The sequence below is a fragment of the Ruegeria sp. BA2 genome (genome assembly GCF_056539605.1).
Genome location: NZ_JBQFVE010000006.1, coordinates 17,097 through 30,260, shown reverse-complemented (window position 1 = coordinate 30,260; position 13,164 = coordinate 17,097). Strand labels below are relative to the sequence as shown.

Here is a 13,164-nt window from a genome sequence, read left to right as displayed (position 1 = left end):
GTTGTTGATCAATCCATCTACTGAACAAGATCATGGCGGCCCGACTATTCGGCGACCGTCATGATTTCGTCCAGCGGCTTTTTCATCTTGGCCACTTTTGGCACTTTCGCATCTTCGCTGGGATGGCCGACAGCCACGATCATGATTGGCTTCTCGTGATCTGGCCGATCCAAAAGTTTGTTCAAGAATTTCATAGGATTGGGCGTGTGGGTCAGTGAAACCAGCCCGGCGTGATGCAAGGCCGCTAGCAGGAAGCCTGTCGCTATTCCTGTGCTTTCTGGCACATAATAATTTTTAAACCGCACCCCATCATCAAAATGCCCCCAACGCTGAGCGAAAATCACAATCAGCCACGGCGCATCTTCCAGATGTGGCTTCTGTTCATTCGTTCCAATCGGTTCAAGCGCCTTCAACCATTCATCGCCTGCGCCGCCATCATAGAACTTGCGCTCTTCTTCTTCCGCTTCTTCGCGAATGCGGCGTTTCATCTCCGGGTTCGAGATCGCCACAAAGTGCCAGGGTTGATGATTTGCACCTGATGGGGCCGTTCCGGCTGCGCGGATGCACTCTTCGATCACAGTACGCGAAACGGGCCGGTTCGAGTAATCGCGGACGGTGTGACGACGCTTCATCTTGTCATAAAATGCCAGGGCTTCGGCCAGCATCTCTTGATCAGTCAGATCCAGTCGATCCGGTAAACTCAATGCTTCGTATTCAATGTGCTCACGTGCAAACACCGCCAAGGTCCTCCGAATTCATCGCGTGTGACAAACGCCCGAATTCCTTATGATACGGCTTACCGGCGGTTACAATCGCCTCTCTTAGGCTATGCGCTTCAGGAAATGTCCCAATCATCTTGGTGCGAGACCTCTCCGATCGCTGTCCAACTCACCCTAATCCGGGCGATGCGTGTGTCTGACCACGTTCGAAAAACAGCACTGAACCCTTCGTGCGATATATCCTCGGCCTTAACCTCGGCGCGCAGCGCAGAGGATGTATCCACATCCCACAACACCACACCGATCTGCACGATTGGCGCCGAGCGAAATGCTTCTTTGAACCGAATGGCGGTCCGCCGTTCTCGTGCGCCTTCTCCGGTCCACATATCTCCGCCATCGGCGAAATCCGAGAAGAGAACGGTTTCACCCTGATCGATACCAATGGGATGGGTCAGAAATTTCTTCATCTTGTCGTCTTTTCTTTCAATTCCGGCAGCTTACCTCGCGCCTTTGACGAAATCACGACAAAAAAACGGCCCCGCAATGCAGGGCCGTTTCAAATAGACAGACATGAACCCTTATAGGCTCATGTGTGTTCCAAGGGCTTCCATATCAGCCAGCAGCTTGGCGGCATCATCAACGACAGTCTGATCATCACCCGCCTTGGCTGCCTCGTGTGAGGCGCGGGCGTCAGCGATCATATCGTCCAGATGGGACCGTGTTACCTCGGCAACCGGGATTGCCTTTTCGGCCAGGACCGAAAGGCCATCACCATTGATCTGAGCAAACCCGCCGGTCACCAGATAATCGCTGGCACCTTCGGGTGACTCGACCTTCAGGATGCCCGGGCGCAGCGTGGTAATGGTGGGGGCATGATCGGGCATCGCCGTCATGTCCCCGTCCGCGCCGGGAATCTGGACCGCCGTCGCCGCGAGCGAAGCAAGGCTCCGCTCGGGGCTGACGAGGTCGAATTGCATCGTGTTAGCCATCAGGGATACTCCTTAGGCAGCTTCTGCGGCCATCTTCTCCGCTTTGGCGATCACTTCTTCGATGCCGCCAACCATCAGGAAGGCCGCTTCGGGCAGGTGATCGTATTCGCCAGCCACAACGGCTTTGAACGACGAGATGGTGACTTCCAGAGGAACCTGAACGCCCGGCGACCCGGTGAAGACTTCGGCCACGTCGAACGGCTGCGACAGGAAGCGCTCGATCTTACGGGCACGTGCCACGGTCAGTTTGTCCTCTTCCGACAGTTCGTCCATGCCGAGGATGGCGATGATGTCCTGCAGCGACTTGTAGCGCTGAAGGATCTGCTGAACGTCGGTCGCAACCTTGTAGTGCTCTTCACCAACGATGGCCGGGTCGAGCAGACGCGAGGTCGAGTCGAGCGGGTCAACAGCAGGGTAGATACCCTTTTCCGAGATCGCACGGTTAAGAACGGTGGTTGCGTCCAAGTGGGCAAACGAGGTTGCCGGCGCAGGGTCGGTAAGGTCGTCCGCAGGCACGTAGATCGCCTGCACCGAGGTAATCGAGCCCGACTTGGTCGAGGTGATGCGTTCCTGCAGGGCACCCATGTCGGTGGCCAGTGTCGGCTGGTAGCCCACCGCCGAAGGAATACGACCCAGCAGAGCCGAAACCTCGGAACCCGCCTGCGTAAAGCGGAAGATGTTGTCGACGAAGAACAGAACGTCGGTACCGGACTGGTCGCGGAACTGCTCAGCCAGCGTCAGACCGGTCAGAGCAACACGTGCACGCGCCCCGGGAGGTTCGTTCATCTGACCGTAAACCAGGGCAACCTGCGATTCCGACAGGTTGTCCGGCTTAATAACGTTCGATTCGATCATCTCGTGATACAGGTCGTTCCCTTCACGGGTCCGTTCACCAACACCCGCGAACACCGAGAAGCCCGAGTGCACTTTTGCGATGTTGTTGATCAGTTCCATGATCAGAACGGTTTTACCAACGCCAGCGCCACCGAACAGGCCGATCTTACCGCCTTTGGCGTAGGGGGCCAGCAGGTCAACAACCTTAATGCCGGTCACCAGAACTTCCGACTCGGTCGACTGTTCGTCGAAGGTCGGTGCTGGCTGGTGGATCGCGCGGGCCTCAGACGCCTCAACCGGACCTTTTTCGTCGATCGGCTCGCCGACCACGTTCAGGATGCGGCCCAGGGTGGCGTTGCCAACCGGAACCGAGATCGGTGCGCCGGTGTCGGTCACGGCTTCGCCACGAACCAGACCTTCGGTCGCGTCCATCGCGATGGTACGGACGGTGTTTTCACCCAGGTGCTGAGCAACTTCCAACACCAGGCGCTTGCCGTTATTGGTGGTTTCCAGCGCGTTCAGAATTTCAGGCAGCTGATCCTCGAAGTGCACGTCGACGACGGCCCCGATGATCTGTGTGACTTTGCCTTTTGCATTCGCCATGTTTCGTCTCCGGTATGTCTCTACAGCGCTTCGGCGCCGGAAATAATTTCAATCAGCTCGTTGGTGATCACGGCCTGACGCGAGCGGTTGAACTGGATCGTCAGCTTGTCGATCATTTCACCCGCGTTGCGTGTCGCGTTGTCCATTGCGGACATCCGTGCACCCTGTTCAGACGCTCCGTTTTCGAGCAGAGCCGAGAAGATCGCGGTGGCAACCCCCTTGGGCAGCAGATCGGCCAGAATGGCCTCTTCGCTGGGCTCATAGTCGAATACCGCACCGCTGTCGTCACCTGTCGCTTCGTCTTCGAACGATGCGGGGATGACCTGCTGTGCCGTCGGGATCTGGGTCACAACGTTGACGAACTTCGAGTAGAAGATCGTGGCAACATCGAACTCACCCCCGTCGAAACGAGACAGGACATCCTTGGCGATGTCTTGCGCGTTGGAATAGCCCAGACGCTTGACCTCGCTCAGGTCGATATGTCCAACGAACAGATCGGCAAAGTCGCGCTTGAGTGCGTCGCGACCCTTTTTACCAACGGTCAGAACCTTGACCGTCTTGCCTTTGCCGCGCAGCTCGTCCGCTTTGGCGCGGGCCAGCTTGGCGATGTTCGCGTTGAAGCCACCACACAGGCCGCGTTCAGCTGTCATGACAACCAGCAGATGGACATCATCACTGCCCGTACCCCGGAGCAGCTTGGGGGCGCTATCGCTGCCCCCAACCGAAGCCGCCAGCCCCGCCATCACGGCGTTGAAACGTTCAGCATAGGGGCGCGAGGCTTCGGCAGATTCCTGGGCGCGGCGCAGCTTTGCGGCCGCGACCATCTGCATGGCCTTGGTGATCTTGCGGGTCGATTTGACCGACTCGATCCTGTTTTTAAGGTCCTTCAGACTAGGCATCGGAACCCCCTATCAAGCGAAGGTCGCGGCGTATTCGTCGATCGCTGCCTTGAGTTTGTCTGCGGCTTCACCTTTGATTTTCGGATCTTCGTCGGTGATCCACTTCAGCAGGTCAGCGTGCTTGCCGCGCAGGTGTGACAGCAGGCCAGCCTCATAGCGGCCAACGTCAGATACTTCGATTTTGTCGAGGTAACCGTTGGTGCCTGCGAAGATGACGCAGACGATTTCCGCGTTGGTCAGCGGCGAGTACTGCGGCTGTTTCATCAGCTCGGTCAGACGCGCACCACGGTTCAGCAGCTGCTGAGTTGCGGCGTCGAGGTCCGAACCAAACTGCGCAAAGGCCGCCATTTCGCGGTACTGCGCCAGTTCCAGTTTAACCGGACCAGCAACCGACTTCATCGCATCGGTCTGAGCCGAAGAGCCCACACGCGAAACCGACAGACCGGTGTTCACAGCAGGACGGATACCTTGGTAGAACAGTTCGGTTTCCAGGAAAATCTGGCCGTCGGTGATCGAAATCACGTTGGTCGGAATAAACGCCGAAACGTCACCACCCTGAGTTTCGATAACCGGCAGAGCCGTCAGCGAGCCTGCACCGAAATCTTCGTTCAGCTTCGCCGAACGTTCCAGCAGACGGGAGTGAAGATAGAAAACGTCGCCAGGATAGGCTTCACGTCCGGGCGGGCGACGCAGCAGCAGCGACATCTGGCGATAGGACACAGCCTGCTTCGACAGGTCATCATAGATGATCAGCGCGTGGCGGCCGTTGTCACGGAAGTATTCAGCCATCGCGGTTGCGGCGTAAGGTGCCAGGAACTGCATCGGTGCCGGATCGGACGCGGTTGCGGCCACAACAATCGAGTATTCAATCGCGCCGGACTCTTCCAGCTTCTTCACCAGCTGTGCAACGGTCGAGCGCTTCTGACCAACCGCAACGTACACGCAGTACAGTTTCTTCGACTCGTCGTCGCCTGCTGCGTCGTTGTAAACTTTCTGGTTCAGGATGGTGTCCAGAGCAACGGCGGTTTTGCCGGTCTGACGGTCACCAATGATCAGTTCCCGCTGGCCACGACCGATCGGGATCATCGCGTCAACCGATTTCAGGCCGGTTGCCATCGGCTCGTGCACCGATTTGCGCGGGATGATGCCCGGTGCCTTAACGTCTGCAACGCCACGCTTCGACGCATTGATCGGGCCTTTGCCGTCCAACGGGTTGCCCAGACCGTCAACAACACGGCCCAGCAGTTCGTCACCGATCGGAACGTCCACGATCGAGTTGGTGCGCTTAACAGTGTCACCTTCTTTGATGTCACGGTCAGAACCGAAGATAACGACACCAACGTTGTCGCTTTCCAAGTTCAGGGCCATGCCCATGATGCCACCGGGGAATTCGACCATTTCACCCGCTTGCACGTTGTCCAGGCCGTATACACGGGCAATCCCGTCACCGACGCTCAGCACGCGGCCGATCTCGGCCACTTCGGCTTCCTGACCAAAATTCTTGATCTGGTCCTTCAGGATTGCAGAAATCTCTGCAGCTTGGATTCCCATTTATCCGACCTCTTTCATTGCATTCTGTAGGGAGTTCAGCTTCGAACGGATCGAGCTATCGATCATTTTCGAGCCCACTTTAACGACAAGACCGCCGATGAGGCTTTCATCAACGGTCGCATTGATTGTCACGGTCTTGCCCACACGCTCGGACAGCGTCTTGGACAGTTTATCCATTTGGGTCTTGGTCAGCGCTTTGGCCGAAGCGACATCGGCGGTCACTTCGCCACGTTCGTCAGCCAGCATGTCGCGCAAGACCTGTACCAATTGAGGTACAACAAACAGGCGCCGCTTCTGCGCCATCAGACCCAGCGTGTTGCGCAGGATGGCGTGCAGGCCCATCTTGTCGGCAACCGCGGTGATTGCACCCTCTTGTTCGGCGCGCGAAACCAGAGGCGAAGCGATCAGGTCGCGCAGTTCGGCGCTTTCGCCCAATGCTGCTGCCAAATCGTTGATTCCGGTTTCCAGACCTGCGAGGTCATTATTCTCTTTCGCGATCTCGAAGATCGCTGTGGCATAGCGCTCGGCAATGCCTGTGGAAATCGAAGCTGGTTCGGACACGTCCACCCTTCCGATATTTGAGGCCCCGAATTTCGCGTGCGGCAGCACCCCGGGGGCGTGAAGAAACCCCGTCCTTGAAGGGCGGGGATCAAAATCACCGGGGATGTAGCAGAGGTGTTCCAACCAAGCAATACGCTATAGCGGTATTAGATTTATCCACAAATCTTTATTTTTCATACACTTAACCCAAGTGCGACTGTTTGGACCGGTCGGGGCAGTTGAAAAATGTTACGAATATGCAGGTTTTAGCGATTCCTGTGACTTTTTTCGCGCATTTTTTCCGTTCGAAATGCACTGGATTGTCACGCAGGCTTCAACAAGCCATCCAATGCCTTAATCGGGCGTTTCGCAGCGTCCTTGGTCACGCTTCCGCTGGGCGGGCGAATGAGTTTGCTGGCCTCCACCATCAGCACGCCCCCGGCCATGACAGTCGGAATACGCTGTCCAGTTTTTTCGATCAGGCTGCCCGATTTCAGCCAGAACCGTCGGAATGAGGGTGGCAGGTAAAGCGCCGAACAATGGTTTTCCGGAACGAAGTGATGGGCGCGCAACTGCTTCTCTAACTGTGTTGTAGAGTATGGCTGGCCAAACCCAAATGGCGTGCGATCCGATCGTGACCAAAGCCCCGCCCGGTTCGGGACGATGAATAGGGCTCGCCCCCCCGGCCCCAACACACGCCAGCATTCTTCCAGTAGTTGACTGGGGCGGTTTGAGGTTTCCAAACCATGCATGACCACCAGCTTGTCGACATGGCCGGTTTCGATTGGCCATTTTGTCTCTTCGGTCAAAACCGAGACGTTGGGCATTCCGGCGGGCCAAGGCATTACCCCTTGGGGCCCCGGCATCAAGCCGATCACACGGCGGGCGTCCTTGAGATAAGGGCGTAACAACGGCACGGCGAAACCAAAACCGACCACGGTCTGCCCCTTGGCTTCTGGCCAGAGTTCCACCAACCGTCCACGGATCGCCGCCTGGGCCGCACGACCCAAAGTGCTGCGATAATAAAAATTCCTCAGATCCTGCACATCAAGATGCATTGCGGACACCCGGTCAATCGGCTTAGCTGGGCGCAGTCTAGCAATGAAAGGGCAAAAGGCCATGCCTCTTGAGATCGTAACCATCCCCTGCCTCAGCGATAATTACGCCTTTCTCGCCCATGATCCGTCCAGTGGTGAAACCGCATTGGTCGATGCACCAGAGGCAGCTCCGATTCTGGCTGCGCTAAAAGCACACGGCTGGAGTCTAAGTCACGTTCTGCTGACCCACCATCATTGGGACCATGTTGATGGCCTGGCGGACATTTTGGAGGCGCATCCCGCGCGGGTAATCGGTGCAAAAGCGGATGAACACCGCCTGCCAAAGCTCGATCAGGCGGTGGTCGAGGGGGACACCTTTTATATAGGCAGCGAGCCGGTCGAAGTGCTGGAAGTCCCAGGCCATACCATCGGTCACATCGCATTTTATATGCCGCAATCAAACGCTGTCTTCACAGCAGACAGCCTGATGGCGCTTGGATGTGGGCGGCTGTTCGAGGGCGAACCGGCCCAAATGTGGGCCTCTCTCAGCAAATTGGCTGCCTTGCCAGACGAAACAATTGTATGTTCAGGTCACGAATATACACAATCTAACGCCAAATTCGCCCTGACAATCGACCCCGACAACCCTGACTTGCAGGATCGCGTGGCCGACATCAACCGCGCCCGCGCTGCTGGCGAACCCACTGTGCCTTCACTTTTGGGGCTGGAAAAGGCGACAAACCCATTTCTGCGGGCCACTGATCCGGCGATTCAGGCCAGATTGGGTATGGAAAATTCTGACCCAGTGTCAGTTTTTGCCGAAATCCGTGCCCGAAAAGACAGCTTTTGACCGGTTTCAACCCCATTTCACGGCCACGGTCACAACAAATGTGACTGTCAAGTGAAAGAAAACCCTTGAAGCCGGGCCACGATCTACCAAACTCTAATAGTATGAGGACATGGTTGGGATGGGGATCCGGCCTGCAGCCTGCCCCCTTCCGGCCCAATACAGAGGAGCACCCGCGTGCCTTCATTCTCGAGCACACTGGAACAAGCCATCCACGCGGCCCTTGCGGCGGCGAATGAACGGCGACATGAATTTGCAACGCTAGAACATCTGCTGCTGGCGCTGCTGGAAGAACCCGATGCGGTGCGCGTCATGAAAGCGTGCAGCGTCGATCTAGATGAGCTGCGCAGCACATTGGTCGAATTCATCGACGAAGACCTTTCTAATCTGGTCACCGATATCGATGGTTCTGAAGCTGTGCCTACAGCCGCCTTCCAACGTGTCATTCAGCGCGCCGCGATCCATGTTCAAAGTTCCGGCCGCACCGAAGTGACCGGGGCCAATGTTCTGGTCGCGATCTTTGCAGAACGCGAAAGTAACGCAGCCTACTTCCTGCAGGAACAAGATATGACGCGCTATGACGCGGTGAACTTCATCGCACATGGTGTCGCAAAAGACCCAGCCTATGGTGAAAACCGGCCTGTGACAGGTGCAGATGAAGCCGAAGAAGAGGCGCAGACGACATCCGGTGATGCAGAGCAGAAAGAAAGCGCACTTGGTAAATATTGCGTAGACCTGAACGCCAAATCGCGGGCCGGGGATGTTGATCCCTTGATCGGACGCTCGGACGAGGTCGAACGCTGCATTCAGGTGCTGTGCCGCAGGCGCAAAAACAACCCATTGCTGGTGGGTGACCCCGGTGTTGGTAAAACCGCCATTGCTGAAGGTCTTGCTCATAAGATTGTGGCCGGTGAGGCCCCCGACGTGTTGTCGGAAACCACCATCTACTCGCTGGATATGGGCGCGCTCCTTGCAGGAACCCGTTATCGCGGCGATTTCGAAGAGCGTCTGAAAGCCGTCGTTACCGAGTTGGAAGAGCATCCCGATGCGGTTCTCTTCATTGACGAAATTCACACGGTGATCGGTGCGGGGGCGACGTCAGGAGGTGCAATGGATGCGTCGAACCTGCTGAAGCCTGCGTTGCAGGGCGGCAAGCTGCGCACTATGGGTTCGACCACGTATAAAGAATTCCGCCAGCATTTCGAGAAAGACCGCGCGCTGAGCCGCCGGTTCCAGAAAATCGACGTGAACGAGCCTTCGGTCGAGGACAGCGTCAAAATCCTGCGCGGTCTCAAGCCGTATTTCGAAGAGCATCACTCGATCAAATACACCGCGGACGCCATCAAAACGGCGGTCGAGTTGTCGGCGCGCTATATCAACGACCGCAAACTGCCCGACAAGGCCATCGACGTGATCGATGAGGCTGGGGCAGCGCAGCATTTGTTGGCCGAAAGCAAACGCCGCAAAACTATCGGCGTGAAAGAAATCGAAGCCGTGGTCGCCAAGATCGCGCGCATTCCACCCAAAAACGTCACCAAGGACGATGCCGAGGTTCTGAAAGATCTCGAAACCTCGCTGAAAAGGGTGGTGTTTGGTCAGGATGTAGCCATCGAAGCGCTGTCGAGTGCCATCAAATTGGCCCGTGCCGGTCTGCGTGAGCCTGAAAAACCCATTGGCAACTATCTGTTCGCCGGTCCGACCGGTGTGGGTAAAACCGAGGTGGCAAAACAGCTGGCGGATACGCTGGGTGTTGAACTGCTGCGCTTTGACATGTCGGAATACATGGAGAAACACGCCGTCAGCCGCCTGATTGGTGCCCCCCCAGGCTATGTCGGGTTTGATCAGGGCGGTCTGCTGACTGATGGCGTCGACCAGCATCCGCATTGTGTGCTGCTGCTTGATGAGATCGAAAAGGCGCACCCGGATGTGTTCAACATACTGTTGCAAGTGATGGACCATGGTGAGTTAACCGACCATAACGGACGCACTGTGAACTTCCGCAACGTAGTGCTGATCATGACCTCGAATGCAGGGGCTCAGGAACAGGCCAAGGCCGCGATCGGCTTTGCCCGCGACCGCCGCGAAGGCGAAGACACTGCCGCGATCGAGCGAATGTTCACGCCGGAATTCCGCAACCGTCTGGACGCCGTGATCTCATTTGCACCGCTGCCGAAAGAGGTCATTCTGCAGGTGGTTGAAAAGTTCGTCCTGCAGCTTGAGGCTCAGTTGCTGGATCGTGGCGTGACCATCGATCTGACACCCCGCGCCGCCGAATGGCTGGCCGACAAAGGGTATGATGACAAAATGGGTGCGCGCCCACTGGGCCGCGTCATTCAGGAGCACATCAAAAAGCCGTTGGCTGAGGAACTTCTGTTCGGAAAACTGGCCAAAGGCGGCGTGGTCCGTGTCTCGGTCAAGAAGGGTGAGCTGAACCTGGAAATCCTAGGGCCCGATCAACCACGCATACCGGGCGACAAACCACCGTTGCTAACTGCGGATTGATGCGGTCAGTGTATTTCGGAATGCTATTGCTCGCTGCCTCTCCGGCAGCGAGCGAATTTCTTCTAGAATTGCCCGTAGACTGCAAATTGGGTGAGACCTGCCACATCCAGAACTACGTCGATCACACTCCGACCGGCGAGTACCGTGATTTTCGCTGCGGCCCACTAACTTATGACGGTCACAAGGGTACGGATTTCGGTCTGCCTACGCTTGCGGAAATGGAGAACGGGGTTGATGTTCTTGCCGCGGCGCCAGGCGTTGTCCGCGCGGTTCGAGATGGGGTTCTCGATAAGAAATTCGACCCGAATGCCCCAAACGATATTGAGAACCGCGAATGTGGCAATGGGGTCGTAATTGCGCATGACGATGGCTGGGAAACACAGTACTGTCACTTGATGCGCGGTACTGTCGAGGTTGCACCTGATGACTTTGTAAGTTCAGGCACGGTTCTGGGCAAGATCGGGTTAAGCGGGAAAACTCAGTTTCCGCATCTGCATCTGTCGGTCCGTAAAGATGGCCGTACTGTCGATCCTTTTGTTCCAAACGGCAGTGATGGTTGCGAAACGACAGGTCCTACTCTTTGGGCGAATCCGCTTGAATATGTTTCATCTGGCCTTCTCTCGGTTGGGTTCTCGCAAGACATTCCATCATATGAGGCAGTGCTGGCTGGAACTGCTGCGGTGACCAATTTGCCTAAATCCGCCGGCGCGATTGTGTTATTCGGCCACGCCTTTGGTGGCCGCGCTGGGGATGTCATGCGGCTTGAAGTTTTCGGGCCAGATGGAGAGTTCCTTTCTCAAGATGTGGAGTTGGAGAAAACGCAGGCGCAACTCTTTCGCGCAACCGGGCGGCGATTATCGGGCGCACATTGGACTCCCGGTGAATATCGAGGCGCGGTAACGTTGATCCGCGACGGAAACGAGATAAGCCAAAAGACAGTGTCAGTTAACGTTCGTTGAGCTTTAACGCTCTGTCAATTTCAACTCGATCCGACGGTTTTGGGCGCGCGCCTCAGGCGTGTCTTCCGGATTGACGGGCTGGAACTCACCAAACCCGTTGGCGGCCAGTCGATCTGGCGGAATGCCTAGCGCATCGACCATGTAGCGTACCACTGAAAGGGCACGACCTTGGCTTAGCTCCCAATTGTCACGGTACCGACCGCTGCCTGTAAACGGCACGTTGTCGGTATGCCCATCCACGCGGATAACCCAGTTCAAGCCCTCGGGGATTTCTGCGGCAACGCTGCGCAGGATATTGGCCACCTTCGCGACCTCCTGTTGACCCTCGGCTGACAAGTTTGCAGACCCAGTTGCAAACAATACCTCAGATGAGAACACAAAACGGTCGCCTTCGATACGTACACCATCCTGATCGCCCAGAACATCCCGAAGCCGTCCGAAGAATTCCGAGCGATAGCGCTGTAGATCTTCGGCTTGTGCAGTCAGCTCCTGATTTTGGCCCGCCAATGCCTCGGCTTCGGCTTCCAGCCGAATACGCTCAGCCTCTTCCAGCAGTCGGCGGCGGCGCTCTTCCGAGGCCGCCCGGGCCAAAGCTGCGTTCAGATCCTGACCCAATGTCTGAATTTGAATTTCGGCAGACGCATTCCGTTCTTCGTAGTCATCCAAAAGCGCCTGAAGCGATCCCAATTGGTTTCGCAAGGCCGCCATCTGCTGATTGAGCAGCGCAGTCTGGCGTTGCGCTTCGGTCGAGACCTCCTGTTCGGACGCAAGCGCATTCTCCGCAATAGCCAGCAGCGCTGCGCGCTCTTCGGCAAGCGATCTTTGTTCGTCAGCATTTGCTTGCGCTTGTGTTTGCGCCTCGAGAGCGGTCTGCAATTGAGCCCGCAACTCATCTGCGTTGATCTCACCAAACTGTCGCTCAAGCTCGGCCTTTGCAGCCTGCGCTGCGGCCAGCAAGGTCAGAGTTTCTTCAGCCTCTTGTCGCTGCGCTTCTAACGCCAAGGTCATCGCGGTCAGTTCAGCATCTGCATCTTGCAAGCGATTCCGCAACGCTTCAGCAGCCGCTGCTTCAGCCAAGCGGGCTGCTTCCTCCTCGGTCAGTTGCTGCTCTAATTCGGAGATTTGAGCAGCCTGAGCACCTTCGGTCGCCTCAAGGTCAGCAACCAAAGCCTCAAGCGCCTCACGCCGCGCAGCGGCGAGACGGGCGGCCTCGGCCTGGGCGTCGATTTCCTGCCGGCTTTGTACAAGTGCCAAGTTTAATGCATCTTGTTCGTTCAGCAACTCATCGCGCTGCGTCTCAAGCGTAGCAATATCCCCTTGCGCGCGTTCCTGATCCGCCAACAGTTCTGCAACCTGTGCTTCAAAATTGGTTATGCGGGTCTGCGCCTGCGCAAGATCACCCTCGACCTGGTTCAGGGTCGCATTCAGGTTTCCCAGTCGCGCTTGGAGTCGGCTGTTCTCTCGTTCTTCCAGCCCCAAAGCCCCTGCTAGGGCTGCGATTTCATCGGACAGCGCGGTCAGTTCATCTTCCTGGCCCGAGATGGTCTCGCGCAGCACGAACTGAACGATCATGAAGATGGTCAGCACAAAGGTCAGCACCATCAGCAAACCCGTCATTGCATCCACGAAACCAGGCCAGACCGAGCCCGAGAACCGTTGACCGGTGCGACGAGAGAGAGCCATC

General features: G+C 56.9%; 12 protein-coding genes. 3 read left to right on the top strand and 9 right to left on the bottom strand.

The annotated features are described in order from the left end of the window. Positions 1-44 precede the first annotated feature (44 nt). From ACR0NN_RS14060 to ACR0NN_RS14025, 8 genes are all read right to left on the bottom strand, one after another. Positions 45-737 (bottom strand): nitroreductase family protein, encoded by a 693-nt coding sequence (locus ACR0NN_RS14060; RefSeq protein ID WP_170723655.1) that lies wholly within the window; start codon positions 735-737, stop codon positions 45-47. 98 nt (positions 738-835) lie between these two features. Continuing rightward, complete coding sequence (locus tag ACR0NN_RS14055) at positions 836-1,186, bottom strand: H-type lectin domain-containing protein (RefSeq protein WP_170683402.1); 351 nt, start codon at positions 1,184-1,186, stop codon at positions 836-838. Positions 1,187-1,297: 111 nt separating this feature from the next. Further along, the gene (locus ACR0NN_RS14050) at positions 1,298-1,708 is read right to left on the bottom strand and encodes a F0F1 ATP synthase subunit epsilon (protein WP_170683403.1); all 411 of its coding nucleotides are present in this window, start codon (positions 1,706-1,708) and stop codon (positions 1,298-1,300) included. A gap of 12 nt (positions 1,709-1,720) precedes the next feature. Continuing rightward, on the bottom strand, positions 1,721-3,145 hold the full coding sequence (gene atpD, locus ACR0NN_RS14045) for a F0F1 ATP synthase subunit beta (RefSeq protein ID WP_170588732.1): 1,425 nt from the start codon (positions 3,143-3,145) through the stop codon (positions 1,721-1,723). 20 nt (positions 3,146-3,165) lie between these two features. Then, positions 3,166-4,044 (bottom strand): F0F1 ATP synthase subunit gamma, encoded by an 879-nt coding sequence (locus tag ACR0NN_RS14040; protein ID WP_039537694.1) that lies wholly within the window; start codon positions 4,042-4,044, stop codon positions 3,166-3,168. Positions 4,045-4,056: 12 nt separating this feature from the next. Next, positions 4,057-5,595, bottom strand: a complete 1,539-nt coding sequence (gene atpA, locus ACR0NN_RS14035; RefSeq protein ID WP_170683404.1) for a F0F1 ATP synthase subunit alpha — start codon at positions 5,593-5,595, stop codon at positions 4,057-4,059. Then, on the bottom strand, positions 5,596-6,156 hold the full coding sequence (locus tag ACR0NN_RS14030) for a F0F1 ATP synthase subunit delta (RefSeq protein ID WP_170594551.1): 561 nt from the start codon (positions 6,154-6,156) through the stop codon (positions 5,596-5,598). 302 nt (positions 6,157-6,458) lie between these two features. Next, on the bottom strand, positions 6,459-7,193 hold the full coding sequence (locus ACR0NN_RS14025; protein ID WP_170723656.1) for a methyltransferase domain-containing protein: 735 nt from the start codon (positions 7,191-7,193) through the stop codon (positions 6,459-6,461). A 61-nt stretch (positions 7,194-7,254) separates the two neighbouring features. Between ACR0NN_RS14025 and gloB the strand changes: the two genes are divergently transcribed. The 3 genes from gloB to ACR0NN_RS14010 all read left to right on the top strand — a co-directional run bounded on the left by gloB (position 7,255) and on the right by ACR0NN_RS14010 (position 11,480). Continuing rightward, positions 7,255-8,022 carry a hydroxyacylglutathione hydrolase gene (gene gloB / locus ACR0NN_RS14020; RefSeq protein ID WP_480684915.1) on the top strand — a complete coding sequence of 256 codons (768 nt, stop codon included), beginning with the start codon at positions 7,255-7,257 and terminating at the stop codon, positions 8,020-8,022. A 174-nt stretch (positions 8,023-8,196) separates the two neighbouring features. Further along, on the top strand, positions 8,197-10,521 hold the full coding sequence (gene clpA, locus ACR0NN_RS14015; RefSeq protein ID WP_170723658.1) for an ATP-dependent Clp protease ATP-binding subunit ClpA: 2,325 nt from the start codon (positions 8,197-8,199) through the stop codon (positions 10,519-10,521). Continuing rightward, positions 10,521-11,480, top strand: coding sequence for a M23 family metallopeptidase (locus tag ACR0NN_RS14010; protein ID WP_170723659.1), 960 nt, complete (start codon positions 10,521-10,523; stop codon positions 11,478-11,480). Before clpA ends, ACR0NN_RS14010 begins: the two co-directional genes overlap by 1 nt. A gap of 3 nt (positions 11,481-11,483) precedes the next feature. Here the strand turns inward: ACR0NN_RS14010 and ACR0NN_RS14005 are convergent, their stop codons facing one another. Continuing rightward, positions 11,484-13,163: a peptidoglycan -binding protein gene (locus tag ACR0NN_RS14005; protein ID WP_170723660.1), complete on the bottom strand. Its 1,680-nt coding sequence runs from the start codon at positions 13,161-13,163 to the stop codon at positions 11,484-11,486. Position 13,164 lies beyond the last annotated feature (1 nt).

What these genes read in the sequence shown, in the direction of transcription:
- ACR0NN_RS14040 (WP_039537694.1), bottom strand. Translation starts at nt 4,044, where the DNA reads ATGCCTAGTCTGAAGGACCTTAAAAACAGGATCGAGTCGGTCAAATCG.
- atpA (WP_170683404.1), bottom strand. Translation starts at nt 5,595, where the DNA reads ATGGGAATCCAAGCTGCAGAGATTTCTGCAATCCTGAAGGACCAGATC.
- gloB (WP_480684915.1), top strand. Translation starts at nt 7,255, where the DNA reads ATGCCTCTTGAGATCGTAACCATCCCCTGCCTCAGCGATAATTACGCC.
- ACR0NN_RS14005 (WP_170723660.1), bottom strand. Translation starts at nt 13,163, where the DNA reads ATGGCTCTCTCTCGTCGCACCGGTCAACGGTTCTCGGGCTCGGTCTGG.
- atpD (WP_170588732.1), bottom strand. Translation starts at nt 3,145, where the DNA reads ATGGCGAATGCAAAAGGCAAAGTCACACAGATCATCGGGGCCGTCGTC.
- ACR0NN_RS14050 (WP_170683403.1), bottom strand. Translation starts at nt 1,708, where the DNA reads ATGGCTAACACGATGCAATTCGACCTCGTCAGCCCCGAGCGGAGCCTT.
- ACR0NN_RS14025 (WP_170723656.1), bottom strand. Translation starts at nt 7,193, where the DNA reads ATGCATCTTGATGTGCAGGATCTGAGGAATTTTTATTATCGCAGCACT.
- ACR0NN_RS14010 (WP_170723659.1), top strand. Translation starts at nt 10,521, where the DNA reads ATGCGGTCAGTGTATTTCGGAATGCTATTGCTCGCTGCCTCTCCGGCA.
- ACR0NN_RS14055 (WP_170683402.1), bottom strand. Translation starts at nt 1,186, where the DNA reads ATGAAGAAATTTCTGACCCATCCCATTGGTATCGATCAGGGTGAAACC.